Raw genomic sequence first — 25,009 nt, forward strand, 5'->3', positions numbered from 1 at the left:
ACAAGGCGCGTTACCCACCCATCGATTAACAAGGACGACTGCGTGGGGCGGGCGTTGTTGTCCACGGAGAAACTCATGCAATCTTTGAAATACGCTCTGAGCCTTGGCGTCTTGTGTGCTGCTTTTGCTGCCCCAAGTTTTGCCCAAGAGGCCGCCTCCACCGCTAACACCGCATCCCCGGAAGGCAACTTCGTGGATAAATACGGTACCTCCTTCCAGTTCTCGCTTTGCGGCGACAGCGGCACCGATCTTTGCGGCGTGCTGACCAATCTCGAAGGTGAGTCCGCTACCGAAGAGAACCTGGCTTTCGTAGGCAAGATGGTGATGCAGGCGCCCCAGACCGGTCCAAACGAATGGAAGGGCGCGCTTTCCGCGGGTGGAATCAGCGCTGAGGCCACCGTCACCCAGACGAGCCCTGATACCATCGACATCCAGGGCTGCCGCGCAGCCATTCTCTGCCAGACCCTGACCTACACCCGTATGTAGGGCTGTTTAGTCCAGCCCCCGGACCGCTTGGTTCGGGGGCTTTTTGCGTTTTCAGCAGACCGTCGCCACGCGCTCCTTGATCACATCCAGCACTTCGTCTCCAGGCCGCTGCCACCAGTTGTCACGCGAAAAAATCTCCACTTCCTGTGGACCATGGTAGCCTGCAGTTTCGATCATTGCCCGAATGGCGGGCAGGTCGATCACCCCATCGCCCATCATGCCGCGGTCGAGCAGCATATCGGTCGTGGGCACCAGCCAATCACAGATATGGTGGGCAAAGATGCGGTTCATCCGCCCCGCCCGCGCGATTGCCTCTGCTAGGCGGGGATCCCACCAGACATGGTAAACGTCGATGGCAACGCCAACGCTCTCGTCCAGCGATGCACAAATATCGAGCGCTTGGTCGATCGTGTTCACGCAGGCGCGGTCTGCGGCATACATCGGATGCAACGGTTCGATGGCAATGCGAACTCCCGACGCACGGGCATGGGGCAGCATGGCAGCAATCCCGTCTGCCACCATTCCCCGCGCGCCCGGCAAGTCCTTGGAAGAACCCGGAAGGCCCCCTACCACGAGCACGAGGCAGTCGGCGTCGAGGGCGGCAGCTTGGTCGATGGCGCGCAGATTGTCGTCGATATTAGCCTGCCGGCCTAGTGCTGTTTCAGCGGGAAACATGCCCCCGCGGCACACGCCGCTGACCCGCAGGCCATTGCTGCGCACGATGTTGGCGGCTTCCTCGATCCCGATGGCCTCGATCTGGTCGCGCCAGGGCGAAATGGCCGTGATGCCGTGGCGCAAGCAACCATCTACCGCTTCCCCAAAGCCCCATTGCTGCCCCGTTGTGGCGAGGTTCAGCGAAATCTCTCCGTTCATGCCTCCACTCCGTGGACCGCAAGGACGGCGCGCATCCGACTCGTGGCCAGATCAGGATCGGCAAGCACGCGAGCGCAGTCAGCAAGGCGGAACAGTTCGCAGAGGTGCTGGAGCGAACGGGCCGACTGCTGACCACCGATCATGGTGAAATGGTCCTGCAGGCCATTAAGATAGGCCAGGAACACTACGCCGGTTTTGTAGAACCGCGTTGGGGCAGCAAAGATATGGCGGCTCAGCGGCACTGTAGGTTCGAGCAGATCGAAGAATTCATTGGTATTGCCACGGCCAAGCGCGGCCATGCCCGCCGATGCGGCCGGGGCGATAGCGTCGAAAATCCCGAGCAGGGCGTGGGAATAACCCTGCTCGTCCCCGGCAATCAGTTCGGCATAGTTGAAGTCGTCCCCGGTATACATCTTGACGGATGCGGGCAGTCGTCGGCGCATCGCAATCTCTTTTTGCGCTGACAGGAGCGAAACCTTGATGCCATCGACTTTGTTGGCATTGGCCGCAATCACATCAAGGCACACATCCATCGCCGCATCATGATCTATGCTGCCCCAATAACCCTGCAGCGCCGGATCAAACATTTCCCCCAGCCAGTGCATGATCACGGGCTGCCGCACCTGGCCGAGAACATGCCCGTAAACCCGCGCATAATCGTCCGGTGACTTGGCGGCAAAGGCAAGGGCGCGGCTGGCCATCAGGATGACCCGGCCTCCCTCCCTTTCAACAAAGCCGACCTGCTCCTCATACGCCTTGATGATGTCGTCGATCGTGACATCGGGCGCTGGCGCCAGATGGTCAGTGCCGGCGCCATAGGCGATCAATGTGTCACTGCGCGTTCGTGCCTCGGCTTGCGAACGCCGGATCAACTCCTGCGCCTCGGTCCAGGTTAGGCCCATGCCGCGCTGGGCCGTGTCCATGGCTTCGGCCACACCCAGTCCCAGATCCCACAGCCGATGCCGGAACTGGAGCGTCGTGTCCCAGTCGATAGCGGGCGCAAGCCACGGATCGTTGCTGGCAAGGGGATCGGCGACCACATGGGCCGCAGCATAGGCAACGCGCGGGAAATCCTGCGCCTTGAACTTAACGAAAGGAATGGGGCCTCCGGTGAGCCGGTAGGGCGTGATTGACCGGTCGGGATTGAGCAGTCGGATGGTGGGCTGGGTGAGGACCTTGCTCATGCCTCAAAACTCCAGCTTGGGGACATCCAGCCAGCGCCGTTCGGCCCAGCTCTTGAGGCCCAGTTCGGCCAACTGCACCCCCTTGGCACCCGCTTCGAGCCCATAGGGCCAAGGCGCATCCTCGGCAACATGGCGCAGGAACATCTCCCACTGGGCTTTAAAGCCGTTTTGGGCGGGCCAGTTGTCTGGCACTTCTTCCCAATCGGCAAAGAAGTTCATGGTTTGCGGCTGGTCGGGGTTCCACACAGGCTTTGGCGTATTGACGCGATGCTGGGTCCAACACTTGTGCAGCCCGGCCACGGCAGAGCCAAGCGTGCCATCGACATGGAAGGTGACAAGGTCATCGCGGCGCACACGAGTGGTCCAGCTGGAGTTGATCTGGGCCACGACGCCGCCTTCGAGCTCGAAGGTAGCATAAGCCGCGTCGTCCGTATCTGCTTTGAAGCGTTGACCTTTTTCGTTGACGCGCTCCGGAATATGGGTGGCGCCTAGGCAGGACACGGCCTGCACTTCCCCGAACAAATTGTCGAGCACATAGCGCCAATGACAGAGCATATCGAGAATGATGCCGCCACCATCCGCCTTGCGGTAGTTCCAGGAGGGGCGCTGCGCCGGCTGCCAGTCACCTTCGAACACCCAGTAACCGAACTCACCGCGTACCGAGAGGATCTTGCCGAAAAAGCCGCTGTCGCGCAGCATTTTGAGCTTGAGAAGGCCCGGAAGGAATAGCTTGTCCTGCACGACGCCATGTTTGAGGCCCGAGGCGCGGGCGGTTTTCGCGAGGCGAACGGCGACGTCGAGATCGTCGGAGATCGGCTTTTCGCAATAAACATGCTTGCCGGCGGCGAGGGCTTTTTCCAGCAACTCGGCGCGCATCAGGGTGGTACCGGCGTCAAAGAACACGGTGTCTTCCGGATTGGCGAGGGCAGCGTCGAGGTCTGTTGTCCAGCGTGCAATACCGTGCTTCTCGGCAAGTGCCTGAACTTTCTCGCGATCCCGACCGACGATAATGGGGTCCAGCATCAGGCGGTCGCCGTTGCTCAGCGCCACGCCACCCTGATCGCGGATCGCCAGGATCGAGCGGACCAAGTGTTGATTGTACCCCATGCGACCTGTCACGCCATGCATGATCAGGCCAAGTCGCTGCTGCGCCATGCTGTTTTCTCTCCCGCGCCACTTTCGGCGTAACTGTTTAGTTACTTGCGTACACGCGGAAAGGCGATGCAGTCAAGGGGCCCTTCCCCGGCGGTTTCACGCAATGCACTTCCCAGTTCATCTTTGAAACACTTTACCCCTGCTGGTGCGGCTGGTATCCGTCGGGGGTAGGGCGGCGCGGCAGCTCGGTTTGGATGAGGCAGATGGATCAGGCGCCGAGTGGGGTGGAGAATGGGGTCAAGCGGGCCCGCAACTCCGGCAAGACTAAGGCGGCGATCCTGGTGGCGGCGCGGGCTGAATTTGCCGAACGGGGCTTTGAGGGTGCGCGGGTGGATGCCATTGCCGAGCGGGCGGGCGCCAACAAACGGCTGCTCTATCACTACTTCGGCAACAAGGAAGATCTCTACCGCGCGGTGCTGCTCGACGCCTATGGCGAGATCCGCAAGGGTGAGCGGGCGCTGAGTCTGGACCAATATGGCCCGGTGGAAGCCATGGACCGGCTCGTGCGCTTCACCTTCCGCCATTTCCTGGCAAACCCTTGGTTCCCAAGGCTTTTGGGGACCGAAAACCTGGAGAATGCCCGCTTTCTCAAGACCATGCCGGATATCCGCGCCCTCCACTCCCCCCTGGTTGGGCAGATCACCGAGATCGTGCGGCGCGGCAATCAGGCCGGCATTTTCCGCGGCGATGTGGATGCGGTGCAGCTTTATATCTCAATCGCGGCCCTTGGATTCTTCTATGTTTCCAACATGGCGACCCTGTCGGTGATCTTTGACCGGGACCTCGCCAGCGTGGCCATGGTGCAGGAGCGTGAGGCGCAAGCGGTGCAGATGGTGCTCGATTACCTGCGCACGCGCCCGAGTTGAGCCACATAGATGAACAGATTATGAACGGCTGCTGAACAGCTTGCGTTCGTGCCGTTTTTCGTCTTCCATACAAGAAGGGCTTGGCGGTGCTTGACATCGACCAAAGTCTGACACAGTGTTGTAACCAGTTGGTGAGTTAGCGGCGGGGAGGCCGCGCTCCGCACCGCTCCGGATCCGGGCGGCAGCTGTTCATGGGAGGACATCATGACTATTCGTATCGACCGCCGCAGCTTCCTGCTCGGCAGTACGGCCCTGATGGCGGGAGCCGTCGCCGGCATTCGCCCGGGCTTTGCCCAGGAAGGCGCCAATCTGCGCCTGATCTTCTGGGGCGGCCAGGCGCGCGCCGACCGCACCTATGGGGTGACGGATCTGTTCACCGCAGCCAACGGCGGTGAGATCCAGGGCGAGTTCCTGGCCTGGAACGATTACTGGCCCAAGCTCGCCACACAAACCGCTGGCGGCAATGCGCCTGACATCATCCAGATGGATTATCGCTATATCGTTGAATACGCGAACCGCAACGCCATCGCGCCGCTCGACGAATTCGTGGGCACTACGCTCAAGCTTGACAATTACGATGCCGACCAGCTCGAGGGCGGCAAGGTTGGGGGCAAGCTTTACGGCGTCAGCCTTGGCGCCAATTCGGTTTGCACCCTGATCAACACCACCGCATTCGAGGAAGCGGGCGTCACCCCGCCCACCAATGCCTGGACCTATGATGACCTGATGGCCATGGGCGAGGCCTTCAAGTCGGCCAATATCCGTGGCGGCATGAAGGCCATCATGGATGCCTCCTATACCGAGCCGGCGCTCGACAACTGGCTGCGCCAGCGCGGCAAGGCCCTTTATACCGCCGAAGGCCAGCTGGGCTTTGGCGTCGAGGACATGACCGAGTGGTTCACCCTTTGGCAGGGTCTGCGCGAAGCGGGCGTCTGCGTTGCCGCCGAAGAACAAGCGCTTGATACCGGCCCGCTCGAAACCACGATGCTGGTGCAGCAAAAGGCGGCGCTGATGCCGTCCAACTCCAACCAACTGGTGGGCTACCAGGCGCTGATGGAAGACAAGCTCGATATGTGCGGCCAGCCGCGCATCGCGGCCGGGCAGGGCGGTGGGCATTACCGCAAGCCATCGATGTTCTTTTCGGTGGGCGCCAATTCGCAGAACAAGGAAGCGGCCGCCAAATTCCTCGATTTCTTCATCAATGATGTGGAGGCAGGCAAGATCCTGGGCGTGGAACGCGGCATCCCGCCAGCAGTGGCCGTGCGCGAAGCTGTGGCGCCCACGCTGGACGAAGCCAACCAGATCGCCCTTAATTTCGTGGCGAACCTGGGTGACCTGTTGGGGCCGCTGCCCCCGCCACCACCTGCCGCCGCGGGCGAGATCGACATCTCGCTGCTGCGCACCGTCGGCCAGGAAGTGGGCTTTGGCGCCCGCTCGCCTGAAGACGGCGCCCAGTACTTTGTTGGCGAAGCGACCGCCATCCTGACCCGGGCAGGCTAATCCATGACTGCGCGCTCCCTTGCAACCGACGCTCCTGCACGGGAGCGCGCGCATTCTCCCTCCTTCCTGTCGCGCATCTGGCACAATGATGCGCCGGGCTATCTGTTCTTGCTGCCTTGGTTCATCGGCTTTTTCGGCCTGACCATCGGGCCGATAATTTCCTCGCTTTATCTCAGCTTCACCGACTTCGACCTGCTGACCTCGCCCGACTGGGTTGGCGCGGACAACTATGTCCGCATGTTCACCAATGACCCGAAATTTGCCGCCTCCATGCGGGTGACGCTGTTTTTCGTGCTGTTTTCGGTGCCGCTGAAGCTGGCCTTTGCGCTGGGCGTCGCCATGCTGCTCAATCGTGGCATCAAGGGGCTGCCCCTCTACCGCGCGCTGTTCTACCTGCCATCGCTGCTGGGTGCTTCGGTCGCCATCGCCATTTTGTGGCGGCAGATCTTTGCCGGCGACGGCCTCGTCAACCAGCTGCTGGCGCCACTCGGCATTGTCGGCCCGAGCTGGATTTCCAATCCGCGCTATTCACTCTGGACGCTGGTGATCCTGTCGATCTGGCAGTTCGGCTCGCCCATGATCATTTTCCTCGCCGGTCTGCGCCAGATCCCTACCGACATGTATGAGGCGGCGAGCCTTGATGGCGCCAGCCGCTGGCGCCAGTTCGTCAAGATCACCCTGCCGCTGCTGACGCCGGTGGTGTTCTTCAACGCCATCATCCAGACCATCGACGCGTTCAAGAGCTTCACCCCCGCCTTCATTATTTCGGGCGGCACCGGCAATCCGATCAATTCGACGCTGTTCTATACGCTCTACCTCTACCAGGAGGCCTTCGGCTTCTTCCGCATGGGCTATGCCTCGGCGCTGGCCTGGGTGCTGCTGGCGCTGGTGGCGGCGTTCACCGCGTTCTCGTTTTTGACCAGCAAGTACTGGGTGCATTATGACGACTGACGCGCCCCGCCTCGAGGTCGTGACGGCCCATACGCCTTCGCCGCTGCGCCGGCGCCTGACCACCATTCTCGTGCATGTGCTGCTGATCGGCGCCTCGATCGCCATGCTGTATCCGCTGCTCTGGATGCTGTCGGCCTCGGTGCGGCCGGAAAACGAGATATTCAACGCCACGAGCCTCTGGCCCAGCGAATGGAGTCTCGATGCCTATCGGCGCGGCTGGAACGGGTTGCGGGTGAGCTTTGGCACGTTCTTTTCCAACAGCTTCCTGATCTCGATCCTGTCGGTGCTGGGCAATGTGATGGCCTGTTCGCTGGCCGCCTATGCCTTTGCCCGGCTCAAGTTCCGCGGGCGCAATTTCTGGTTTGCGCTGATGCTGATGACGCTGATGCTGCCTTATCAGGTCACGCTCATTCCCCAATATGTGCTGTTCCGGCAGCTGGGCTGGATCGACACCATCCTGCCGCTGGTCGTGCCCAAATTCCTCGCGGCCGATGCGTTCTTCATCTTCCTCATGGTGCAGTTCTTCCGTGGCCTGCCGCGCGAGCTCGATGAAGCCGCGCAAATGGATGGCTGCTCGCCCTGGCGCATCTATTGGAAGATCATCCTGCCGCTGTCGACGCCGGTGCTGGCGACGGCCGCGATCTTCACCTTCATCTGGACCTGGGACGATTTCTTCGGGCCGCTGATCTATCTCAACGAGATGCGGCAATACACGGTGATGCTGGGCCTGCGCACCTTCACCGACTCCACCGGCGAAAGCGATTACGGCGCGCTCTTTGCCATGTCGGTGCTCTCACTGATCCCGATCTTTGTGTTCTTCCTGTTCTTCCAGCGGCTGCTGATCGAGGGCATCGCGACCACGGGGATGAAGCGGTGACACCAGCCTGTGCGGGCAAGGCCTCCCTCCCCCTTGAGGGGAGGGCCGGGGAGGGGGTGATCCGGTGGGTCACTGATGGACCCCCACCCCCAGCCCCTCCCCTCAAGGGGGAGGGGAGGACACGGGCCGCATGGCCGGCGGTACACCAGCCCCTTCCACGACGCGCCCGGACTGCCGTCGACTTTCGGCACCCACAAAAGAACTGAGTAGACCATGACCATCAAGATTGCCGCGATCGGCATCAATCACAGCCATATCTATGGGCAGGTCAATTGCCTGCTCGATGCCGGTGCCGAGCTCGTGGCGTTTCATGCGCCCGAGGATGATCTGGCGGGCCAGTTCGCGGGAAAATACCCGCAGGCGCGGCGGGTTGCCGACCCCAAGGCAATCCTTGAGGACGAGAGCATCGCGGTGATCCTGACCTCGGCCATTCCTGCCGAGCGAGCGGCCATTTCCATCGCCGCCATGCAGCATGGCAAGGACGTGCTGTCCGACAAACCGGGCATGACGAGCTTTGCCCAGCTCGAGGAAATCAAGCGGGTGCAGCGGGAGACCGGGCGCATTTATGGGGTGCTCTATTCCGAGCATTTCGAGGTGCGCGCCACGGTCGAAGCCGGCAATCTGATTGCCGCCGGCGCCATTGGCGAAGTGATCAATACGGTGGGGCTCGGACCCCATGCCATCCGCAACAATCAGCGGCCCGACTGGTTTTTCGACCGCAACCGCTATGGCGGCATTTTGTGCGATATCGCCAGCCACCAGTTCGAGCAGTTCCTGTTCTTTTCCAAAAGCCTGGATGCCGAAATCATCTCGGCGAGCGTCGCCAATCGCGCCCATTCCGACCGGCCGGGGCTGCAGGATGTGGGCGACACGCATCTGCGCACGCCCCGCACCACCGGCTATATCCGCGTCGACTGGTTTACTCCCGAGGGCCTGCCCACCTGGGGCGATGGCCGGCTGACCATTTTGGGCACCGAGGGCTATATCGAGCTCAGAAAATATATCGATATTGCCGGCCGGCCCGGCACCGATCACCTGTTCCTCGTCGACAAGTCCGGGGTGCAGCATGTGGATTGCTCGGCGACCGAGCTGCCCTTCGGGCGGCAGTTCCTCGAGGATGTGCGCAACAGAACGCAAACGGCGATGCCGCAGGAGCGGTGCTTTAATGCCATGCAGCTGGCGCTGACCGCCCAGCAACTGGCCGAACGCGGCACGGAGTGGCAGCAGTGAAAGAGATCTTCAACGTCGCTATTATCGGCTGCGGCATTGGTCGCTCCCATATCGTCGAGGGCTATGCGCCCAATGCCGACAAGTTCCGCGTGCTGGCCCTGTGTGATCTCAACCCCGAGCGCATGAACCCCATTGCCGACGAATTCGGCGTGCCGCGGCGCGAAACCGAGTTCGATGCCGTGCTGGCGATGGATGATATCGACATCATCGATATCTGCACCCCGCCCATGCTGCATTACCCCATGGTGCTGGCGGCGCTGCGCGCGGGCAAGCATGTGATCTGCGAAAAGCCGCTGGTGGGCTCGCTCGCCCAGGTCGACGAAGTGATCGCCGAGGAAAAGAAGTCCAAGGGCATGCTGATGCCGGTGTTCCAGTACCGGTTCGGCGACGGCATCGAGCAGGCCAAGGCCATCATCGATGCCGGGATCGCCGGCAAACCCTATGTGGGGACGGTGGAAACGCTGTGGACGCGCGGGCCTGATTATTATGCGGTGCCCTGGCGCGGCAAATGGGCAACGGAACTGGGGGGCGTGTTGATGACCCACGCCATCCACCAGCATGACCTTTTCACTTACCTGATGGGCGACATCAAGCGCCTGTTCGGGCGGGTGGCGACGCGGGTCAACGACATCGAGGTGGAAGATTGCGTCACCGCCTCGCTCGAGCTCGAGAACGGGGCGCTCGGGAGCTTTACGGCGACGCTGGGCTCCGCCCAGGAGATCACGCGGCTGCGGCTGGCCTTCGAGAATGTCACCTTCGAAAGCGATCACGAGCCCTATAATCCGGGCAACAAGCCCTGGACCATTCTGCCGCGCAACGCGGAAACGCGCGAAAAGATCGAGGCTCTTCTGGCTGGCTGGCAGCATGTGCCCTCGCGCTTCCAGACGCAGATGGCGCGCTTCCATGCCGCCCTGACGGGGCAGGCGCCGCTGCCGGTGACCTCGGCCGATTCGCGCCGGGCGCTGGAATTGGTGACGGCATTTTATCATTCCTCCACCACCCACGAGGATGTGGAACTGCCCCTGGGCACCGAGCATCCCCGCTATTCCAGCTGGGTGCCGCCCCAGTTCCAAAAGGCTTAAGGAGCGTTTCATGGCCACCAGTGTCGTGCTCGACAATATCCGCAAGGCCTATGGCGATGTGGAAGTGATCCATGGGGTGAATTTGCGCATCGAGCCGGGAGAGTTCACCGTGTTTGTGGGCCCGTCCGGCTGCGGGAAATCCACGCTCTTGCGCATGATTGCGGGGCTCGAGCCCATCACCGGGGGCGATCTGCTGCTCGATGGGCAGCGCATGAACGAAGTGCCCGCCGCCCGGCGCGGCATTGCCATGGTGTTCCAGAGCTATGCGCTTTATCCGCATATGACGGTCTATCAGAACCTGGCATTCGGGCTGGAGACGGCGCGGGCGCCAAAAGCCGAGATCGAGCAGCGGGTGGCGCGGGCCGCCGAAATCTTGCGCATCGAGCCGCTGCTCAAACGCAAGCCCAAGCAGCTTTCGGGCGGGCAAAGGCAGCGCGTGGCGATCGGCCGGGCCATTGTGCGCGAGCCCAAGATCTTTTTGTTCGACGAGCCGCTGTCCAATCTCGATGCCGAGCTGCGCGTGCAGATGCGGGTCGAGATCGCCAAGCTGCACAATGACCTCGGCAACACCATGATCTACGTGACCCATGATCAGGTCGAGGCCATGACCATGGCCGACAAGATCGTGGTGCTGCGCGCCGGGGTGATCGAGCAGGCGGGCGCGCCGCTCGAGCTCTACAACAATCCGCGCAACCTCTTTGTGGCGGGCTTTATCGGCTCGCCCAAGATGAACCTTTTGCCCGCCCAGGCGCAGGGCAATGCCAATGAGCTGCAGGTCGCGGGCGACCGGATGAGCCTTAATCGCGCCGCGGCCGGGGCAACGACGCTCGGCATCCGGCCCGAGCATATCAGCGTGACCCCGGGTACGGGGACGCGGCTCGCGAGCGTGCGGGTGGATTTGGTGGAAAGCCTTGGGGGCCAGACGGTGGTGTATGCGACGACCGCCGACGGGCAGGCGCTGACCATTGTGCTGGAAGGGCAGCGCCAGTTTGCGTTGGGCTCGGATATCGAAACCTTTATCGATCCCGCGCGGGTGCATTTGTTCGACAAGGACGGCCACGCGCTCTAGCCCCCCTTTTCCACTGCTGCGGGTGTGGCGGTGGACTGAGGGATCGGGTGCAACACAATCTTAAGATCTGGCGCCCATCGTCCGCGGGCTGGTTTTGTTGAACCTCCAAGCCAACTTGCCGCCCCGGCCTGCCGCGGGCGGCTCTTCTTTGCGGGCGTTGTTGCGCATGGCGGCGGGGACTAGGGTAGGCGCATGAGTGTTCTAACGCCCCTGCATCGCTTGTTTGAATCCTGGATCGACCCGTTTCGGGCGCCGCAAAGCTTGCAACCGCCCGGCACCGGCCCGCAGTTTTTCTGGCATTATGTGCGCCAGGCCAAGCTGCCGTTCCTTGCGCTTCTGGTGCTGGGCGGGGCGGTGGCCCTGGTGGAAGCGGCGCTGTTTTACTATGTCGGCCGGCTCGTTGACATTCTCGATGCGGCCAATCAGGCGGCGGGCTGGAATGGCCTTCTGGCCAGTGCCGGCACCGAGCTTGGCATCATGCTGATGGTGGTGCTCGTTGTGCGCTTCATTGTCACCTGGCTTTCGGCGGCGGTGGAAGAGCAGACGGTTAATCTCGGCTTCTACAACCTCGTGCGCTGGCAGGCCTATTCGCATGTGATCCGGCAGAGCCTGTCGTTCTTTCAGAACGATTTTTCCGGCGCCATTGCCAGCAAAGTCTGGCAAAGCGGCGGAGCGGTGGGCGATTTCATGGTCGCACTGCTCCAGGTGGTGTGGTTCATCGCTGTTTATGCGCTGACAACGCTGGTGCTGGTGGGCCAGCTCGATTGGCGGTTGGGTGCGGCGGTGGCGCTCTGGATCTTCGCCTTTTCGCTGCTGGCCTGGTATTATGTGCCGCGCATGCGCCAGCGCTCGGCGCAGGCGGCGGAAGCGGCCTCGGCGCTCAATGGCCGGATCGTTGATAGCTTTGCCAATATCCAGACGCTCAAGCTCTTTGGCTCGAGCGATGAAGACGACCGCTTTGTGCGCCGCGGCTTTGACGGCTTCATCGAGGCCATGCGCAGCCTCGCGCGTACGCTGGTGGGGGTGCGCTCGGCCATGGGCATGCTGTCGGGCATCGCCATTGCCGGGATCGGTGCGCTTTCCGTGCATTTGTGGACGCAAGGGCTGATCTCGGTGGGCGGGGTCGCCTTTACGCTGGGGCTGGTGCTGCGGCTCTACAATCTGCTTGGGCGCATGATGAACCAGCTCAACGGGCTGATGCGCAATTATGGCACGGCGCAGAACTCGGCCGAACTGATCGCCCGGCCGCTGGCGCTGGTGGATGCGCCCGATGCCAAGCCGCTGGTGGTGACGCAAGGCGCGATCAGCTTCGAGAACATCTCGTTTCACTATGGCCAAATCCAGGGCGTGATCGAGGGCCTCAATCTCGATATTGCGCCGGGCGAAAGGATCGGGCTGATCGGGCGCTCTGGGGCGGGCAAGTCGACGCTGGTCAACCTGTTGCTGCGCTTTTACGACCTCGAAAGCGGGCGCATCACCATTGATGGGCAGGACATTGCCGGGGTGACGCAGGCTTCGCTGCGCGCCAATATCGGCGTCGTCACGCAGGATACCGCGCTGCTGCACCGCTCGGTGCGCGCCAATATCGTCTTTGGCCGGCCCGAAGCGAGCGACGCCGAAATGGTCAGCGCCGCCGAAATGGCGGAGGCCGACGAGTTCATCGAAACCCTGGTCGATCACCGTGGGCGCACCGGTTACGACGCGCAGGTCGGCGAGCGCGGCGTCAAGCTATCGGGTGGGCAACGCCAGCGGGTGGCGATTGCCCGGGTGCTGCTGAAGAACGCGCCCATCCTGGTGCTGGACGAGGCGACTTCGGCGCTGGACAGCGAGGTGGAAGCGGCGATCCAAAGCCAGCTCGAACGATTGATGGCAGGCAAAACCGTCATCGCCATTGCCCATCGCCTTTCCACCATTGCCGCGATGGATCGGCTGGTGGTGCTGGAAAAGGGCCGGATCATCGAGCAGGGCACCCATGCCGAACTCTTGGCGCATGGCAAGACCTATGCCCAACTCTGGCAGCGGCAATCGGGCGGTTTCCTTGATCCCGCGGAGGTCGGCGGCCGCTAGATATCCCTGGCGGCTCAGTGGAGCCGCCGCGCCAACGCGGCTTTTTGGTCCAAGAGGAGAGCTGAAATGCGCATGATAGCAAGCAGTGGTGGAGCGCAACTGGCAAGTGTGGCGGAAGGGGAGCGGCTGGAAGGGACGATCCTCCTTGTCATGGGCGCCACGGCATCCATGGTGTGGTGGCCCCAATCGCTGGTGCAGGCGCTGGCTGGTGCGGGGTTTCAGGTGATCAGGTTCGATCATCGCGATACTGGCGCCTCCACGACCAACCCGCCCGGAGATATCCGCTACACCATCCAGGAGCTTGCCGATGATCTGGTCGCTATCCTGGACGCCTACGGGGTGCGTCGAGCCCATCTGGTGGGCATGTCGCTGGGCGGGTATCTCGCCCAGATCGTGGCGCTGCAGCATCCCGAGCGCGTCGCGACGCTGGCCCTGCTTTCGGCCGAACCGCTGGGCATGAACTACCAAGGCGAGGGGATTGCGCCGGCACTGCTTGAGCATTTCGGCACTTTCGGCTCGGTCGACTGGAGCGACGCTGCCGCGGTTCGACGCTTTATGCTGCGCGATGCCGAACTCTGCGCTGGTACTGCCGTGCCGTTCGACACCGATGCTGCGAGCGCCCGGATCGAACAGGAGCTGAGCCGAACGCAAAGCATGGCCAGTGCCTTTAATCACGGCTCGGTCGGGGGCGAACTTGATCCGGGCTTGAGCGCGGCTGATTTACGGCTGCCGCTCCTGGTGGTGCATGGCAGCCAAGACCCGGTAATTTCCCTCGCGGCAGCACGCACCAGCGCCGCCGCCGTGCCCGGCGCGGAGCTGATCATCCTGCCCGAGCGCGGCCACGAACTGCTCGAAATGGACATGCCCGAGATTGCCGCAGCTGTGGTGCGCAACTGCGCACGCGCGTCGTGATGCCAGGTGACCAGCCCTCGGGGTTCAGGCGGCCAGTGGCGGATCGGTGAAGTGGCGGAACAGCACCCGGTTGCGCCCGGTGGCCTTGGCACCATAAAGCCGCTCGTCCGCCAGCGAGAACAGATGGTCATAGGTGGCGAGCCCGTTATAAGTCACGCCCCCAATGCTGACGGTGATTTCGTCTGATATGGCCGGCAAGGGGAGCTTGAGACTGCCAACCGCTTGGCGGATGCGCTCGGCAACTGTTCGCGCTTCCTCGGGGGTTGCACCGGGCAGGAATACGCCAAATTCCTCGCCCCCGACGCGCCCCACAATATCGGCCCCGCGCAGCATGCCCTTGATGGTGCCGGCAATCAGCTTGAGCGCCTCATCGCCCAGTTGGTGGCCGAAGCGATCATTGATGTTCTTGAAGTGATCGGCATCGATCACCAGCAGCGCACCCGAGCGCAGATTGGCATGGGCGCGCGACTGCTCGAGATATGCGTCCACCATCATGGTGAAGGCGCCCCGATTGAGCACGGCGGTCAGGCTATCGGTAGACGCCAGCTTGGCAAGGTCGCGCTGGGCGATGGCCAATTGCCGGATCTTGCTCATCAGCAAGAACAGCAGCGGGCCTGCCAGTGCACTGGGCAGCAACAGGTCGACTGCTATGGCCCGCCGGAACTCGTCAGCGGTCATGGTGGGGAAATTGAAGGAGTCCACGAACAGCGCCGCGCCCGCGCAGAAGATCATCCCGGCAAGGGTAACCAGCCAAACGCGCAGGCGTCCGGTGGCGGAAAAATCGAGCTGCATGGCCACGCGCTTGCTCATGCCGCGACGTGGTGCTTGGTGCCGGGGTCGCGGGCGTGCAACCAGGCGGTGAAGGCTGGGGCGGGCACCGGCCGCGAGATCAGGTAGCCCTGGGCTTCATCGCACCCGGCCTCGCACAGGAAATCATAGGCAAGCTGGGTTTCCACCCCTTCGGCCACGACGCGCAAACCAAGCTCCTGGGCCATGGTGATCATGCCCCTGACCAGCGCACTGTCGGCACCACCGGGCACGAGGGTCCGGATAAAGCTCTGGTCGATCTTGATGATCTCGGCAGGAATGTCCTTGAGATAGGAAAAGCTGCTGTAGCCCGTGCCGAAATCATCAATGGCGCAGGCAATGCCAAGCGCGCGGATAGCAGCGAGATTGATGAGAATCCGCCCCTGGTTGCGGATCAGCCCACTTTCGGTGAATTCGACTTCGAGCGCCTGGGCGGGCACGGCGTAGCGCGCAAGGGCCTCGCCCATCCGCTCGGCAAAATCGGCTTCCTCGAGATTGGCCGGCGATACATTGACCGAAATCTTGAGTTCGAGCCCAGCGGCGCGCCAAACGGCCGCCTGTTGGAGCGCCGCCTCGATCACCCATTGGGTCAGGGGACGCGCCAGTTCAGTGGCTTCGGCCAGGGGAATGAACTCGCCGGGGGCAACATTGCCCAGGGCGGGATGCTGCCAGCGCAGCAGCGCTTCAACGCCATCGCACCGCCCGGTGCGCAGATCGATGCGCGGCTGGAAGTGAAGGCTGAGCTGGTCGGGGGCAAGCAGGGCATCATGGAGGCCATCGAGCAGGGCATAGCGCCGCTGATGGGCATCATCGAGCGCCACCGAATACAGCCCGACGCTTTTGCCGGCGTCGCGTGCATCCTGGGCGGCGCCAAGCGCGGCGCGCAGGACCTGGGCGGGCGAGACTTCGCCGAGGCGGAAGGGCATCAGGCCCACCACCGGCGCCGAAGCGGCGCGGTCGCGCCCAAGGGCTGTTTCGGCCACTTCCGCGAAATGGGCTTGGACCTGATCGAACAGCACCTGGGGATTGTGGCCGACGAGGACCGTCGCGAATTGGGTGACGCCGACCTGATAAAGGGTCGCTTCGCCTTTGAGGCGTTCCTTGATGGCGCCGGCGGCGGTCTTGATCATGGTGTCGAGATAGGCGGGGCCAAGAATGCGCATGGACTGGTTGAGCTGAACGGGCTCGACCAGATCCACCAGCATGGCGATGCGCTCCTGCCCGGCATGGTCGCGGCTGAGATCCTCGAGGTCTTCGGCAAACTGGTTGCGGTTGGGCAGGCCACTGGCCGGATCGATGCGCCCCAGGGCATGCTGCAGTTCGACCTGCGCCATGACCATGGCGGCCAGATCGGTGAGGATGCGCGCTTGTTCGGGGGTGATGGTGCGCGGCTTGGTATCGAGGACGCACATGGCGCCCAGGGTGAACCCGTCACGCGTGGTCAGGGGCGCGCCGGCATAAAAGCGCACGCCGCTCTGGTCCAGCACATTGCCCTTGAAGCGCGGATCCTGGGAAAGGTCGGAAACCACCAGCACATCGCCCAGGCGCGTGACTTCGGCGCAGGGGGCGCGGTCGCGCGGAATCTCGGTGCCGCAGCCTACGCGCGACTTGAACCATTGCCGGTCCTTGTCGGTCAGCGAGACCGCGGCGATGGGGGCACCAAAAATCTGGCTGGCCATGCGCGTGATGCGATCAAAGCTTTCGCTGGGTGCTGTGTTGAGCAGACCCAAATCATTGAGCGCCCGGAGCCGCTCGCCTTCATCCTGCTGCATCACGCTTTGCCTTTATCGTCCGTTGTTGCGTAGCTCAAAGTTACGGCGGGAAGATGAAAAAGGTTTAAGCGCAAGATTGCAGCTGCTGAGCACAGTTAATGCGGTGTTACCCGGGGGGATCAACTGCAACCGATATTGGAGCTTTTCAGCGCCCGCCGGCAAAGGCGGCGAGCGTATCAGTCAAGCTGGCAAGCAGGGCCGGATTGTTCCACAGCACGAGGCCGCCGGCACCCAGCGCCACCACCAGCAAGACGCCGAAGATTTTGCGCAGGACGGTGAAAACGAGCCAGACCACGACAAGGCCAACAAGGCCCAGGATAATCAGGGTGGTGGTATCGGTCGGGATCGGCTGGCTCCGTCGGGTCGTGGCAGCCGCGGCTCCGGCTCGGGGCGGGAAACGCGGCTGCGCTGGGTTGGCTTAGCGCTTGTCGAGCACGTCGCCTTCAAACACGCCAAGGTTTTCCAGCATCTTTTCGTTGAAACTGAGGTCAACCAGATCGTCGAGCGGAACGGGAGCGATTTCGGCAAATTCCGGATTGGCATAGGCGAACTCGACCGCAGCGGCCAGATTGTCCGGGTTCATGCAGCCATTGACGCACCAGCGCGAGGTGTTGAGCGCGGCGGTGGCGGAGATGGCTTCGGGAGAGAGGTCATCGCGGGCAGCGGCAATGGCGGCTTCCCAGGTGGCGGGATCGTTCTGCATGGCGCGGGCGGCATCGGCCAGGGCATCGGTGAAGCGCTGCAGCGCGTCGCGCTTGGCTTCGATCGTGGGCTCGAGCGCGGCGACGAACTTGGACTGGCCCGGCGAGCGCTCGGCAAAGTCATCGGCATCCACCAGCACATGGATGCCTTCCACGTCGGCAATCGACTGATAGGTGCCGAACGAGACGGTAGTGGCATCGACCTGGCCGGCGGCCAGCGCCTGGACGCGCACGTCGGGCGCCCCGATGGCGACGAAATTGGGCGCGTCGGTCGGGATGTCGTAGCTGTTGAGGACCGCCACGGTCAGGTTGTGATCAAGGCTGCCGCTATCGGCGATGGCAAAGGAACGCCCTGCGAGGTCCTCGACCGTTTCGATGTCGTCCTTGGCGGCCATGAGAAAGGCGCTGCCGGAAGACACCGCGGTGATGCCGCGGATCGGCACGTCGTTTTCGGCGCGCAGGCGGATGGCCGATTCAATGGTGATATCGGCCACGTCAACGGCACCCGAATTGAGCGCAGCCACAGCCTGGGGCGTGCCATCGAGGGTGACGACATTCACCTTGACCCCGTGCTTCTCGTAAAAGCCCATATCCTGCGCGATGCGGAAAATGGAGCCCGTGGTGGGGTTGAAATTGGCGTCGGTGCTGGCCAAGGCGAGGTTGATCTCGGGCAGATCGGTGGATTGGGCGAGGGCGGTGCTGCCGAGCAGGCTGGCAAGGGTCAAACCGGTGGCAAGGGCGGCGACAAGGGGGCGGGTGGGGTGAGCGGACATGGCACTACTTTCTGGTGACGGGTTGGACTGTTGGGTCCGGGTTAGTGTTTGGGGGCAAAGAGGGGGATGGAGCTGAACTCGCTTTTGAGGATGCCCGAGGGATGCTCATGGCCCATCCAGCCCTCGATGAGGGTCGAATAGATGCGGCGGTAATCGGTGGTGAATTTGAGATTGCCGTCGTCGAGATCGGTGAGGCTAGGCACGCCGCCGTAGTGGCCGCCCAGCACCGGCTTGCCGATCACAAAGGCGGGGCCGGCGGTGCCGTGGTCGGTGCCAAGGCTGGTGTTTTCGGCAACGCGGCGGCCGAACTCGCTGAACACCATGACGACCACGTCATCGCCGCGTCCGATCCGCTCCATGTCGCGCACAAAGGCTGCGATATGGTCGGAGGTATAGGCCCAAAGCCGGGCATGGGTGTCGCCCTGATAGACATGGGTATCAAAGGCATTGTTGCGATAAGGGACGTAGTAGACCTTGGTGGGGAACTCGGCGGCGATAAGGGCGGCGACGCGTTCGAGGCCAAAGGGCACGAGGCCATAGTCGATGGGGCTGGAATAGGTGTTCCAGGCCTCGCGCACCAGATGCTCGGAGCTGTTGGCGCTGGCCGCCACGTCAAAGAGGAAATCCTCGGCGGGATTGCGCCCGCCATTGCCGAAGCGGGCGTCGAGCACGCCCAGGGCCGGCTTTTCCTCGTGCAGCACGCGGCGAGTGAAGTTGTCGGGGTTGTTGAAGACCAGCGGCACATGGTTCATCGAGCGCACGGCCAGGGACTGGTTGTCGTCGATATTGACGAGGAAATTGGTGGTGTGGCCGAGCGGATCGATGGCATCAGCCATGCGCCCGAGCCAGCCATAGGCCTCGCCGCTATTGGGCGCGCCGGTCTGCCAGAAGGCCATGGAGGAGAAGTGCGAGAACGAGGGCTGGTCATAGCCCACGCCATGCACGATCCCCATCATGCCGTCCTTAAAGAGCCGCTCAAAGCCGCTCATGGTTTTCTGGAAGCCGAACTGGTCGTCGATCTTGAGCAGCTTGTCGGGGCGGATCCCGAGATGCGGGCGGGCATTGTAATAGGCGTCATCGCCATAGGGGATGACGGTGTTGAGCCCATCATTGCCGCCCGACAGCTCGACGATAACGAGGATGCGCTCATTGGCGTCGGCCTGCGCTTGGGCGACCCTGGACCAGACCGGCGAGCTGCTGATGCCGCTGGCGCCGCCCAGCACCATGCTGCCAAAGCCGCTTTGCAGGAGGCCTTGCTTGTCGGTGCCGCTGAGTTTGGGTGGTCTTGCCATGAAAAGGTCTCCGCCGGTCAGGCCAGCTGATATTGCGGTGCGCTCATGATGAGATGGGCCACCATGCGCAGGCCGTGCTCCATATAGGTGTCGGCTTCCAAAAGGCTCGTCGTGCCCAGCTCCCCATCCAGCGTGTCGATGAGGACAGCGCGGGCGGGCGGGGCGAGGGGCACGCGCAGCAAGCGCCGGGCGAGCAGATCGACCGCCTCGCCCGTCGTTGTGGCGCCTTCGGTGCGCAGCATGTCGGACAGGCTGAACTGGGCGGGGGCGCGGGGCGTCGGCTTGAGCTTGCGCAGCGCCTCCTGATAGCCCACGAGGCTGCCATAGCGGGTGTTGAAGCTTTCCTGGATGCCGGCGGCCATGCTGGGCGAGGCGCCTTCCTCGAGGGTGGCCGCGGTGATCTCCATGCCCGAAAGGATGTTCGCATTGACCCGCTTGACCACGCGCCCTGGGTTGAACAGGGGATCGGTGAAGTCGATCACATTGGGGAACATCACTTCGCGGGCGAAATTGGCGCGCTCGAACAAGAGCCCCGGCGTGATCCAGGCGCGACCTTCGCCCCAGCCGGCGACGGTGGGTGGATAGAGCAGCACCTGGCCCAGCGTCTTGCCGACGCTCCAAGGGTCGGGAATGCCCGGCAGTTCCCCAATCCCGAGCTTGCGATAGGTCGAGACGATCAGCTCGGTCGGCGACTTGATATGGGCCGCAATCGAGGGCTCGGCATAAAAGTCCTCGGACAGGAAAATGGTCTCGAGGAACGGGGCGATCTCGTAATTGCCCGCGCGCAGCAGGTCGCCCAGGGTTTGGGCGAAGTCGGGCGAAATCTGCTCGCGCACAAAAAAGCGGTAGAGCTTGGCGGCGATGTAGTTGGCGGTTTGCGGCTGCTCGAGAATGATGCGGAGGATATCCTCGCCGGCAAAGGCGCCGGTGTGGCCGAGGAAATTCTTGATCCCGGTGTCGTGCTTGTCGGGATCGACCACAAAGGTGAGATCGTCATTGCCCCAGCCGGTAAAGGCGCGGGCGGCTTCGCGGATATCGTCCTCGGTGTAATTGCCCACCCCCATGGTGAACAATTCCATGACCTCGCGGCCGAAATTCTCGTTGGGCGCGCCTTTCACGTTCTGGGCGGCATCGAGATAAACCAGCATGGCCGGATCCTTGGCCACCGCGTCCAGCAGGGCACCGAAATTGCCGCTGGCCCCGGCGCGCAAAGTGCCGAGCTGAAGGAGCGCCTTGCGGTAATCGCGCAGCTTTTCTTCGCTGGTGGCAAAATGGCCGTGCCAGAACAGGGTCAGCTTTTCTTCAAGCGGGCGGTTGGTGCGCACCATGCGATCGAGCCACCAATAGCCGATGCGCCGGGTTTCAAGCGTCGTCGCGCGGGCCCAGTAAAAGAAGCGATTGGTGACGGCCTGCAGGGGACGGGGGCCGCTGGGCTTGGCGCGCACGCCCATCGCCTCGCCGGTTTGTGCGGCAAGGGTGGTGGCCGCGGGCCGGCTGACCGGAAAATTTTTGAGCGTGGGGTCCCAGAACCCAGATTCCTCGAAGGGCGGCAAATGGCTGTTGTCGTGCTGCCGGTAGTGCACGAGGCTGGCGACGGCAGCGGCCGGTGTCACCGCGGCCAATTGCCCGATCTCCTGGGGCGTTCCACCAAAACCGGCGCGCTCCAGCAGATGCGCCGCCAGTTCATAGCTCCAGGCGGCGTCGGAAAGTGGCGACAGGTTTTCAGCGCGTGGCAGGCTCAATGTGGTCCGGTACCTTTGGCACCCCCACTTGGCGCGCGGGCGCGCGCGGAAAAAAACCGGGAGGTTGCCCGCCCCATAAGATCACCGATGGGGGCGCGCTAACACTCTATGAGGCCTATAGGAAATTCCTATCCGCTGGTGGCGGGCGCCGGGTCGTCGAGGGGAAAGGCGCCGGCCAGTTCCTCGAGCTGGGCGCCATCGCGCACCATGTCGTGAATGCGGCCCCAGAGATGCGCGCGCATTTCGGCAAATTGGGGGAGGGTGCGCGGATCGGTATCCCAGCGCGCCTCGGGCAAGCGCACATCGACGATTTCGTCAACCCGGCCGGGGCGCGGGCGCAGCAGTACGATGCGCTGCGACAAGAGGATCGCTTCATCGATGTCGTGGGTGACAAAAACAATGGCAATGCCGCGGCGCGACCACATCTGCCAAAGCTCGCGTCGCAGCACTTCGCGCGTCATGGCGTCGAGGGCGGCAAAGGGCTCGTCCATCAGCAGCACTTTGGGTTCGACCGCAAGCGCCCGGGCCAGGCCCACGCGCTGCTGCATGCCGCCCGAGAGCTCATGGGGAAAGGCGCCGGCAAAATCGCGCAGTCCGACCGCGCCGAGCAGGGCCGAGGCGCGCTGCGCCCGCTCGCGCCGGCTCATGCCGCGCAGCGAGAGCACAAATTCGATATTGCCGGCCACCGACAGCCAGGGCAGGAGGCGGGCGGATTGAAACACCATAGCCAGGTCCGGCCCTGGCTCGGGTGGGGCACCGAGCACGCTGACCTCCCCCTCATCGGCGGGGGTAAGGCCATTGATGATGCGCAGCAGCGTGGTCTTGCCGCAGCCGCTGGGGCCGACGAGGCTGACAAATTCCCCGGGAGCAATATCGAGCGAGATGTTCTCGATCGCGCGGATCTGCCCGTCGCGGAAGCTCTTGCCGACACCGCGCAGCGAGATCAGGGGGGTGAGTGTGGGGGCTTGGGTCACTGGGCGTTCCTTTGCGCCACGCGCCAGCGCCCGAAGCGCCGTTCGGCCCAGCGTAGGAGGGCGGTGAGAGCGGTGCCCAGGGCCATGAGGACGATGACCACGGCAAAATAGCGATCCATCTGGAAGCGATTGCCGGCAGCGGCCAACAAGCCGCCAAGGCCGGACTGGGCCATGGTCAGCTCGGCGATCACAGTGCCCACGGTGCTGATGGCAGCGCCGATCCGCAAGCCACTCAGGATGGAGGGCAGGGCATCGGGCACCATCACCCGCCAAAACAGGGTCAGCCGCTTGGCGCCAAAGGCGCGGGCCATTTCCACAAGGTCCTTGTCGGCATTGGCAATGCCGGCAGCGGTGTTGATGAGAATGGGAAACAGCGCCGCGTTCCAGACGACGACGATCTTGGCTTCGGTATAAAGCCCGAACCAGACAATGATCAGCGGGATAAAGGCAGCGCCGGGCGTCGAGTTCATCGCATTAACGAACGGGTCGAGAATGCGCCCGACGAGGGGAAAGCCCCCGAGCACAATGCCCAGCAGAATGCCGGTGCTGGCCGAAAGGAGGAACCCCAGCCCGATCACGGTCAGCGATTCGCCCAAGGCGCGCAGCATGGTGCCGTCGGACCAGAGCTTGATGCTTTCATCGAGAATGTCGGTGGGCTTGGGCATGATCAGATTGCCCGCGCTGGCATTGAGCGCGAACATGCCAAGGATCAGGAGGAGCACAAGGCCGATCTGGATCGCGAGCACCAGCGTGCTGGTGCGCCGGCGGCGCGTTTGCGCGCGGCTGGCAAGGGCGGTGCTCGAGAGGCTCGATGATGGGGCGGGCGCGGTTGAGCGGGCCGGCGGCTGTGGCGGTTGCCCTTCTCCGATCATACCGCTATCCCCCTCTTTAGGCTGCACAAGGCTTAGGCACCCGATGCAATTCAGAGCGGGCAGACCGCGGTCCGGATGGCCGCTGCTGGCGATAGTTGGACCAAGCGGTTGAACTATTCAAGCCGCACTGGACGAGGGGACCCGGCGCCCCGCGGCGCTTTGCCCGTGCGGCGGAGGCGGGTTTGGGCTAGATCTGGGCCCCTGGTGCCAGGGGCCGGGCCAAAAGAAAGTTTGATCCGGAATGGATGACAAGCAGGCGATAAAGCCGGGAGCCAAGACCGGGAGCAAGGCGCGGGGTCGCGCGCGGGCCACGAGCGCGGCGCAGCCGCGAACCGGGGATCTGACCCTCCACCAGCTGCGAATTTTCTGGGCGGTGGCCCGCTCGACGACCCTCACCAATGCGGCCAAGCAATTGGGGCTGACCCAGCCGTCGCTGTCCCAGCAATTGGCCAAGCTTGAGGCCAATGTCGGCACGCTGTTGTTTCACCGCCGCTCCAACGAGATGGAGCTGACCGAAGCCGGGCAATATCTGTTGCCCAAGGCCGAGCAGGTGCTGCGCTCGATCACCGAACTCGAGGACGGGCTGGGCCAGTTCGGGGCCGGGCAGCGGCTGACGTTGCGGCTGGCGGGGATCAATTCGGTGCTGCGCGTGGTGCTGCCCCGCGCGGTCGGGGCGCTGCAGGGACAGTTTCCTGACCTCGAATTCGACCTCTTGGAAAGTGCGCCCGGCGAGATCCTCGACCTGCTGTATAGCCGGCGGGTGACGATCGGGCTTTTGGCTGCCAATTCGGTGGCGCAGGCCGGCGTGGGCTTTGTGCAGGTGCCGCTGCTCGAAGACCCCTATGTGCTGGTCGTCCCCAAGGGGCTCGAGCTCGACGGAGTGAGCGATCCGCAGGCCCAGTTGCCAGCCGAGGGGTGGCGGCTGCTCAACCAGGCCATCCAGTTCAGCTTTGGCAGCCGCCACGCGAGCCGGGTAGCCGATTGGTATGCGCGCCTCCTGCCCGAGCACCGGGTGGTGGCGCAGTGCCGCTCGTTTGAAACCGCGATCGGGCTGGTGCGGGCGGGGGCAGGGGTGTGCCTGGCGCCGGCGTTGGCCTCTGTGGGGATCGATGGCGTGCCGAGCGATGTGACGCTGTATCGGGTGCAGGCGCCGCCCCGGCGGATCGTGGCGCTGGTGCCCTCGCAATACCGGCGGGTCGAGCCTTATGCGGCAATGCTGGAAGCGCTGCAGGCGAGCGCGGCTGGCTATGTCGCTCCCCCTATCGCCGCAACGCCGCCGTGGCTGGCGCTGGATAGGGCCGAGGAGTTCTAGGCTTCAGGGGCGGTGCTCGCCTTGGCCTTGCCGATCGCGCCCAGATGGGTGTGGTTGAACGCTGAGGCATATTTGAGCCCATAGCCAAGGGCGCGGTCAAAACCGATATGAGCGGCAAGGATCAAGGCAAATTGCCAGATGAGCTCAGCGCCAAGCGCCCAGCCAAGGGCGCCAAGGACTGCCGCCAGCACATAGCTGTGGGCCGTGTTGTATACGGCGGCGCCGGCCCTGGCATTGAGGGCATAGCCGGCAAAGCTCAGATCGGGCACAAAGAACAGCAGCACGAACAGCCAGGGATTGCCGCCGCTGGCGAAATAAGCGGCGGTCGCCCCGGCGAGCACCGCCAGCGCTTCAAGTCGCAGCACGCTGCGCACTCCACCCGTCGCCGCGCCAATTGGTGAAGATTTGCCCTGGTCCATAGCTGCCCCTTGCTGCTGCCTTGCGCGATAGTCTAGCGCGGCGGGGAGGGGGTTGGCGACTGGGCTCAAGCGGCGCCGGCCAAGACCGTTTTG

At 63.4% G+C, this 25,009-nt stretch carries 23 protein-coding genes; 11 read left to right on the forward strand and 12 right to left on the reverse strand.

Annotation, left to right across the window (positions count from 1 at the left end; translation table 11 throughout):
• The first annotated feature begins 75 nt into the window (after positions 1–75).
• On the forward strand, positions 76–486 hold the full coding sequence (locus ELX51_RS19590; RefSeq protein WP_127755069.1) for a hypothetical protein: 411 nt from the start codon (positions 76–78) through the stop codon (positions 484–486).
• A gap of 51 nt (positions 487–537) precedes the next feature.
• Here the strand turns inward: ELX51_RS19590 and ELX51_RS19595 are convergent, their stop codons facing one another.
• Genes ELX51_RS19595 through ELX51_RS19605 form a run of 3 tightly spaced genes read right to left on the reverse strand, consistent with a single transcriptional unit; the run spans position 538 to position 3,698 of the window.
• The gene (locus ELX51_RS19595) at positions 538–1,359 is read right to left on the reverse strand and encodes a sugar phosphate isomerase/epimerase family protein (protein WP_127755070.1); all 822 of its coding nucleotides are present in this window, start codon (positions 1,357–1,359) and stop codon (positions 538–540) included.
• On the reverse strand, positions 1,356–2,543 hold the full coding sequence (locus ELX51_RS19600; RefSeq protein WP_127755071.1) for a dihydrodipicolinate synthase family protein: 1,188 nt from the start codon (positions 2,541–2,543) through the stop codon (positions 1,356–1,358). Before ELX51_RS19600 ends, ELX51_RS19595 begins: the two co-directional genes overlap by 4 nt.
• Before the next feature lie 3 nt (positions 2,544–2,546).
• The gene (locus tag ELX51_RS19605) at positions 2,547–3,698 is read right to left on the reverse strand and encodes a Gfo/Idh/MocA family oxidoreductase (protein ID WP_127755072.1); all 1,152 of its coding nucleotides are present in this window, start codon (positions 3,696–3,698) and stop codon (positions 2,547–2,549) included.
• A 203-nt stretch (positions 3,699–3,901) separates the two neighbouring features.
• Here ELX51_RS19605 and ELX51_RS19610 point away from each other — a divergent pair, with 203 nt between their 5' ends.
• From ELX51_RS19610 to ELX51_RS19650, 9 genes are all read left to right on the forward strand, one after another.
• Positions 3,902–4,564, forward strand: coding sequence for a TetR/AcrR family transcriptional regulator (locus ELX51_RS19610; RefSeq protein ID WP_127755073.1), 663 nt, complete (start codon positions 3,902–3,904; stop codon positions 4,562–4,564).
• A 204-nt stretch (positions 4,565–4,768) separates the two neighbouring features.
• A complete protein-coding gene (locus tag ELX51_RS19615; protein ID WP_127755074.1) occupies positions 4,769–6,064 on the forward strand; it encodes an extracellular solute-binding protein in 1,296 nt (431 codons plus the stop codon).
• A gap of 3 nt (positions 6,065–6,067) precedes the next feature.
• The gene (locus tag ELX51_RS19620) at positions 6,068–7,015 is read left to right on the forward strand and encodes a sugar ABC transporter permease (RefSeq protein WP_127755075.1); all 948 of its coding nucleotides are present in this window, start codon (positions 6,068–6,070) and stop codon (positions 7,013–7,015) included.
• Between the two features lie 103 nt (positions 7,016–7,118).
• Positions 7,119–7,892: a carbohydrate ABC transporter permease gene (locus ELX51_RS19625; protein WP_248305376.1), complete on the forward strand. Its 774-nt coding sequence runs from the start codon at positions 7,119–7,121 to the stop codon at positions 7,890–7,892.
• Positions 7,893–8,105: 213 nt separating this feature from the next.
• On the forward strand, positions 8,106–9,122 hold the full coding sequence (locus ELX51_RS19630; RefSeq protein WP_127755077.1) for a Gfo/Idh/MocA family oxidoreductase: 1,017 nt from the start codon (positions 8,106–8,108) through the stop codon (positions 9,120–9,122).
• Positions 9,119–10,204: a Gfo/Idh/MocA family oxidoreductase gene (locus ELX51_RS19635; RefSeq protein WP_127755078.1), complete on the forward strand. Its 1,086-nt coding sequence runs from the start codon at positions 9,119–9,121 to the stop codon at positions 10,202–10,204. The genes ELX51_RS19630 and ELX51_RS19635 overlap by 4 nt, the downstream gene beginning before the upstream one ends.
• A gap of 10 nt (positions 10,205–10,214) precedes the next feature.
• Entirely contained in the window at positions 10,215–11,273 is a 1,059-nt protein-coding gene (locus tag ELX51_RS19640) for an ABC transporter ATP-binding protein (RefSeq protein ID WP_127755079.1), read from the forward strand.
• A gap of 192 nt (positions 11,274–11,465) precedes the next feature.
• On the forward strand, positions 11,466–13,340 hold the full coding sequence (locus ELX51_RS19645) for an ABC transporter ATP-binding protein (RefSeq protein WP_127755080.1): 1,875 nt from the start codon (positions 11,466–11,468) through the stop codon (positions 13,338–13,340).
• A 66-nt stretch (positions 13,341–13,406) separates the two neighbouring features.
• Positions 13,407–14,252, forward strand: a complete 846-nt coding sequence (locus ELX51_RS19650; protein ID WP_127755081.1) for an alpha/beta hydrolase — start codon at positions 13,407–13,409, stop codon at positions 14,250–14,252.
• Between the two features lie 24 nt (positions 14,253–14,276).
• On the opposite strand, the gene ELX51_RS19655 is transcribed toward ELX51_RS19650, so the two are convergent.
• The 8 genes from ELX51_RS19655 to ELX51_RS19685 all read right to left on the reverse strand — a co-directional run bounded on the left by ELX51_RS19655 (position 14,277) and on the right by ELX51_RS19685 (position 23,185).
• Positions 14,277–15,062 (reverse strand): GGDEF domain-containing protein, encoded by a 786-nt coding sequence (locus ELX51_RS19655; protein WP_248305200.1) that lies wholly within the window; start codon positions 15,060–15,062, stop codon positions 14,277–14,279.
• Positions 15,059–16,831 (reverse strand): GGDEF and EAL domain-containing protein, encoded by a 1,773-nt coding sequence (locus tag ELX51_RS19660; protein WP_127755082.1) that lies wholly within the window; start codon positions 16,829–16,831, stop codon positions 15,059–15,061. Before ELX51_RS19660 ends, ELX51_RS19655 begins: the two co-directional genes overlap by 4 nt.
• 145 nt (positions 16,832–16,976) lie before the next feature.
• Entirely contained in the window at positions 16,977–17,126 is a 150-nt protein-coding gene (locus ELX51_RS20115; protein WP_164854933.1) for a hypothetical protein, read from the reverse strand.
• 123 nt (positions 17,127–17,249) lie between these two features.
• Positions 17,250–18,305 (reverse strand): ABC transporter substrate-binding protein, encoded by a 1,056-nt coding sequence (locus ELX51_RS19665; RefSeq protein ID WP_127755083.1) that lies wholly within the window; start codon positions 18,303–18,305, stop codon positions 17,250–17,252.
• A 41-nt stretch (positions 18,306–18,346) separates the two neighbouring features.
• On the reverse strand, positions 18,347–19,597 hold the full coding sequence (locus ELX51_RS19670; protein WP_127755084.1) for a DUF1501 domain-containing protein: 1,251 nt from the start codon (positions 19,595–19,597) through the stop codon (positions 18,347–18,349).
• Between the two features lie 17 nt (positions 19,598–19,614).
• On the reverse strand, positions 19,615–21,339 hold the full coding sequence (locus tag ELX51_RS19675; RefSeq protein WP_127755085.1) for a DUF1800 domain-containing protein: 1,725 nt from the start codon (positions 21,337–21,339) through the stop codon (positions 19,615–19,617).
• A 128-nt stretch (positions 21,340–21,467) separates the two neighbouring features.
• Entirely contained in the window at positions 21,468–22,313 is an 846-nt protein-coding gene (locus ELX51_RS19680; RefSeq protein WP_173088435.1) for an ABC transporter ATP-binding protein, read from the reverse strand.
• Positions 22,310–23,185, reverse strand: coding sequence for an ABC transporter permease (locus ELX51_RS19685; protein ID WP_127755086.1), 876 nt, complete (start codon positions 23,183–23,185; stop codon positions 22,310–22,312). Before ELX51_RS19685 ends, ELX51_RS19680 begins: the two co-directional genes overlap by 4 nt.
• A 241-nt stretch (positions 23,186–23,426) precedes the next feature.
• On the opposite strand from ELX51_RS19685, the gene ELX51_RS19690 reads away from it, so the two are divergent.
• Entirely contained in the window at positions 23,427–24,497 is a 1,071-nt protein-coding gene (locus tag ELX51_RS19690; RefSeq protein ID WP_127755087.1) for a LysR family transcriptional regulator, read from the forward strand.
• On the opposite strand, the gene ELX51_RS19695 is transcribed toward ELX51_RS19690, so the two are convergent.
• Positions 24,494–24,916 (reverse strand): DUF4260 domain-containing protein, encoded by a 423-nt coding sequence (locus tag ELX51_RS19695; RefSeq protein WP_127755088.1) that lies wholly within the window; start codon positions 24,914–24,916, stop codon positions 24,494–24,496. The two genes, ELX51_RS19690 and ELX51_RS19695, sit on opposite strands and share 4 nt — an antisense overlap.
• Between the last annotated feature and the right edge of the window lie 93 nt (positions 24,917–25,009).

The organism is Devosia sp. 1566, assembly GCF_004005995.1.
GTDB lineage: Bacteria > Pseudomonadota > Alphaproteobacteria > Rhizobiales > Devosiaceae > Devosia.

Coding starts and splice junctions, on each gene's coding strand:
- ELX51_RS19590 (WP_127755069.1), top strand. CDS start 76: ATGCAATCTTTGAAATACGCTCTGAGCCTTGGCGTCTTGTGTGCTGCT.
- ELX51_RS19595 (WP_127755070.1), bottom strand. CDS start 1,359: ATGAACGGAGAGATTTCGCTGAACCTCGCCACAACGGGGCAGCAATGG.
- ELX51_RS19600 (WP_127755071.1), bottom strand. CDS start 2,543: ATGAGCAAGGTCCTCACCCAGCCCACCATCCGACTGCTCAATCCCGAC.
- ELX51_RS19605 (WP_127755072.1), bottom strand. CDS start 3,698: ATGGCGCAGCAGCGACTTGGCCTGATCATGCATGGCGTGACAGGTCGC.
- ELX51_RS19610 (WP_127755073.1), top strand. CDS start 3,902: ATGGATCAGGCGCCGAGTGGGGTGGAGAATGGGGTCAAGCGGGCCCGC.
- ELX51_RS19615 (WP_127755074.1), top strand. CDS start 4,769: ATGACTATTCGTATCGACCGCCGCAGCTTCCTGCTCGGCAGTACGGCC.
- ELX51_RS19620 (WP_127755075.1), top strand. CDS start 6,068: ATGACTGCGCGCTCCCTTGCAACCGACGCTCCTGCACGGGAGCGCGCG.
- ELX51_RS19625 (WP_248305376.1), top strand. CDS start 7,119: ATGCTGTATCCGCTGCTCTGGATGCTGTCGGCCTCGGTGCGGCCGGAA.
- ELX51_RS19630 (WP_127755077.1), top strand. CDS start 8,106: ATGACCATCAAGATTGCCGCGATCGGCATCAATCACAGCCATATCTAT.
- ELX51_RS19640 (WP_127755079.1), top strand. CDS start 10,215: ATGGCCACCAGTGTCGTGCTCGACAATATCCGCAAGGCCTATGGCGAT.
- ELX51_RS19645 (WP_127755080.1), top strand. CDS start 11,466: ATGAGTGTTCTAACGCCCCTGCATCGCTTGTTTGAATCCTGGATCGAC.
- ELX51_RS19650 (WP_127755081.1), top strand. CDS start 13,407: ATGCGCATGATAGCAAGCAGTGGTGGAGCGCAACTGGCAAGTGTGGCG.
- ELX51_RS19655 (WP_248305200.1), bottom strand. CDS start 15,062: ATGAGCAAGCGCGTGGCCATGCAGCTCGATTTTTCCGCCACCGGACGC.
- ELX51_RS19660 (WP_127755082.1), bottom strand. CDS start 16,831: ATGCAGCAGGATGAAGGCGAGCGGCTCCGGGCGCTCAATGATTTGGGT.
- ELX51_RS19665 (WP_127755083.1), bottom strand. CDS start 18,305: ATGTCCGCTCACCCCACCCGCCCCCTTGTCGCCGCCCTTGCCACCGGT.
- ELX51_RS19670 (WP_127755084.1), bottom strand. CDS start 19,597: ATGGCAAGACCACCCAAACTCAGCGGCACCGACAAGCAAGGCCTCCTG.
- ELX51_RS19685 (WP_127755086.1), bottom strand. CDS start 23,185: ATGATCGGAGAAGGGCAACCGCCACAGCCGCCGGCCCGCTCAACCGCG.
- ELX51_RS19690 (WP_127755087.1), top strand. CDS start 23,427: ATGGATGACAAGCAGGCGATAAAGCCGGGAGCCAAGACCGGGAGCAAG.
- ELX51_RS19695 (WP_127755088.1), bottom strand. CDS start 24,916: ATGGACCAGGGCAAATCTTCACCAATTGGCGCGGCGACGGGTGGAGTG.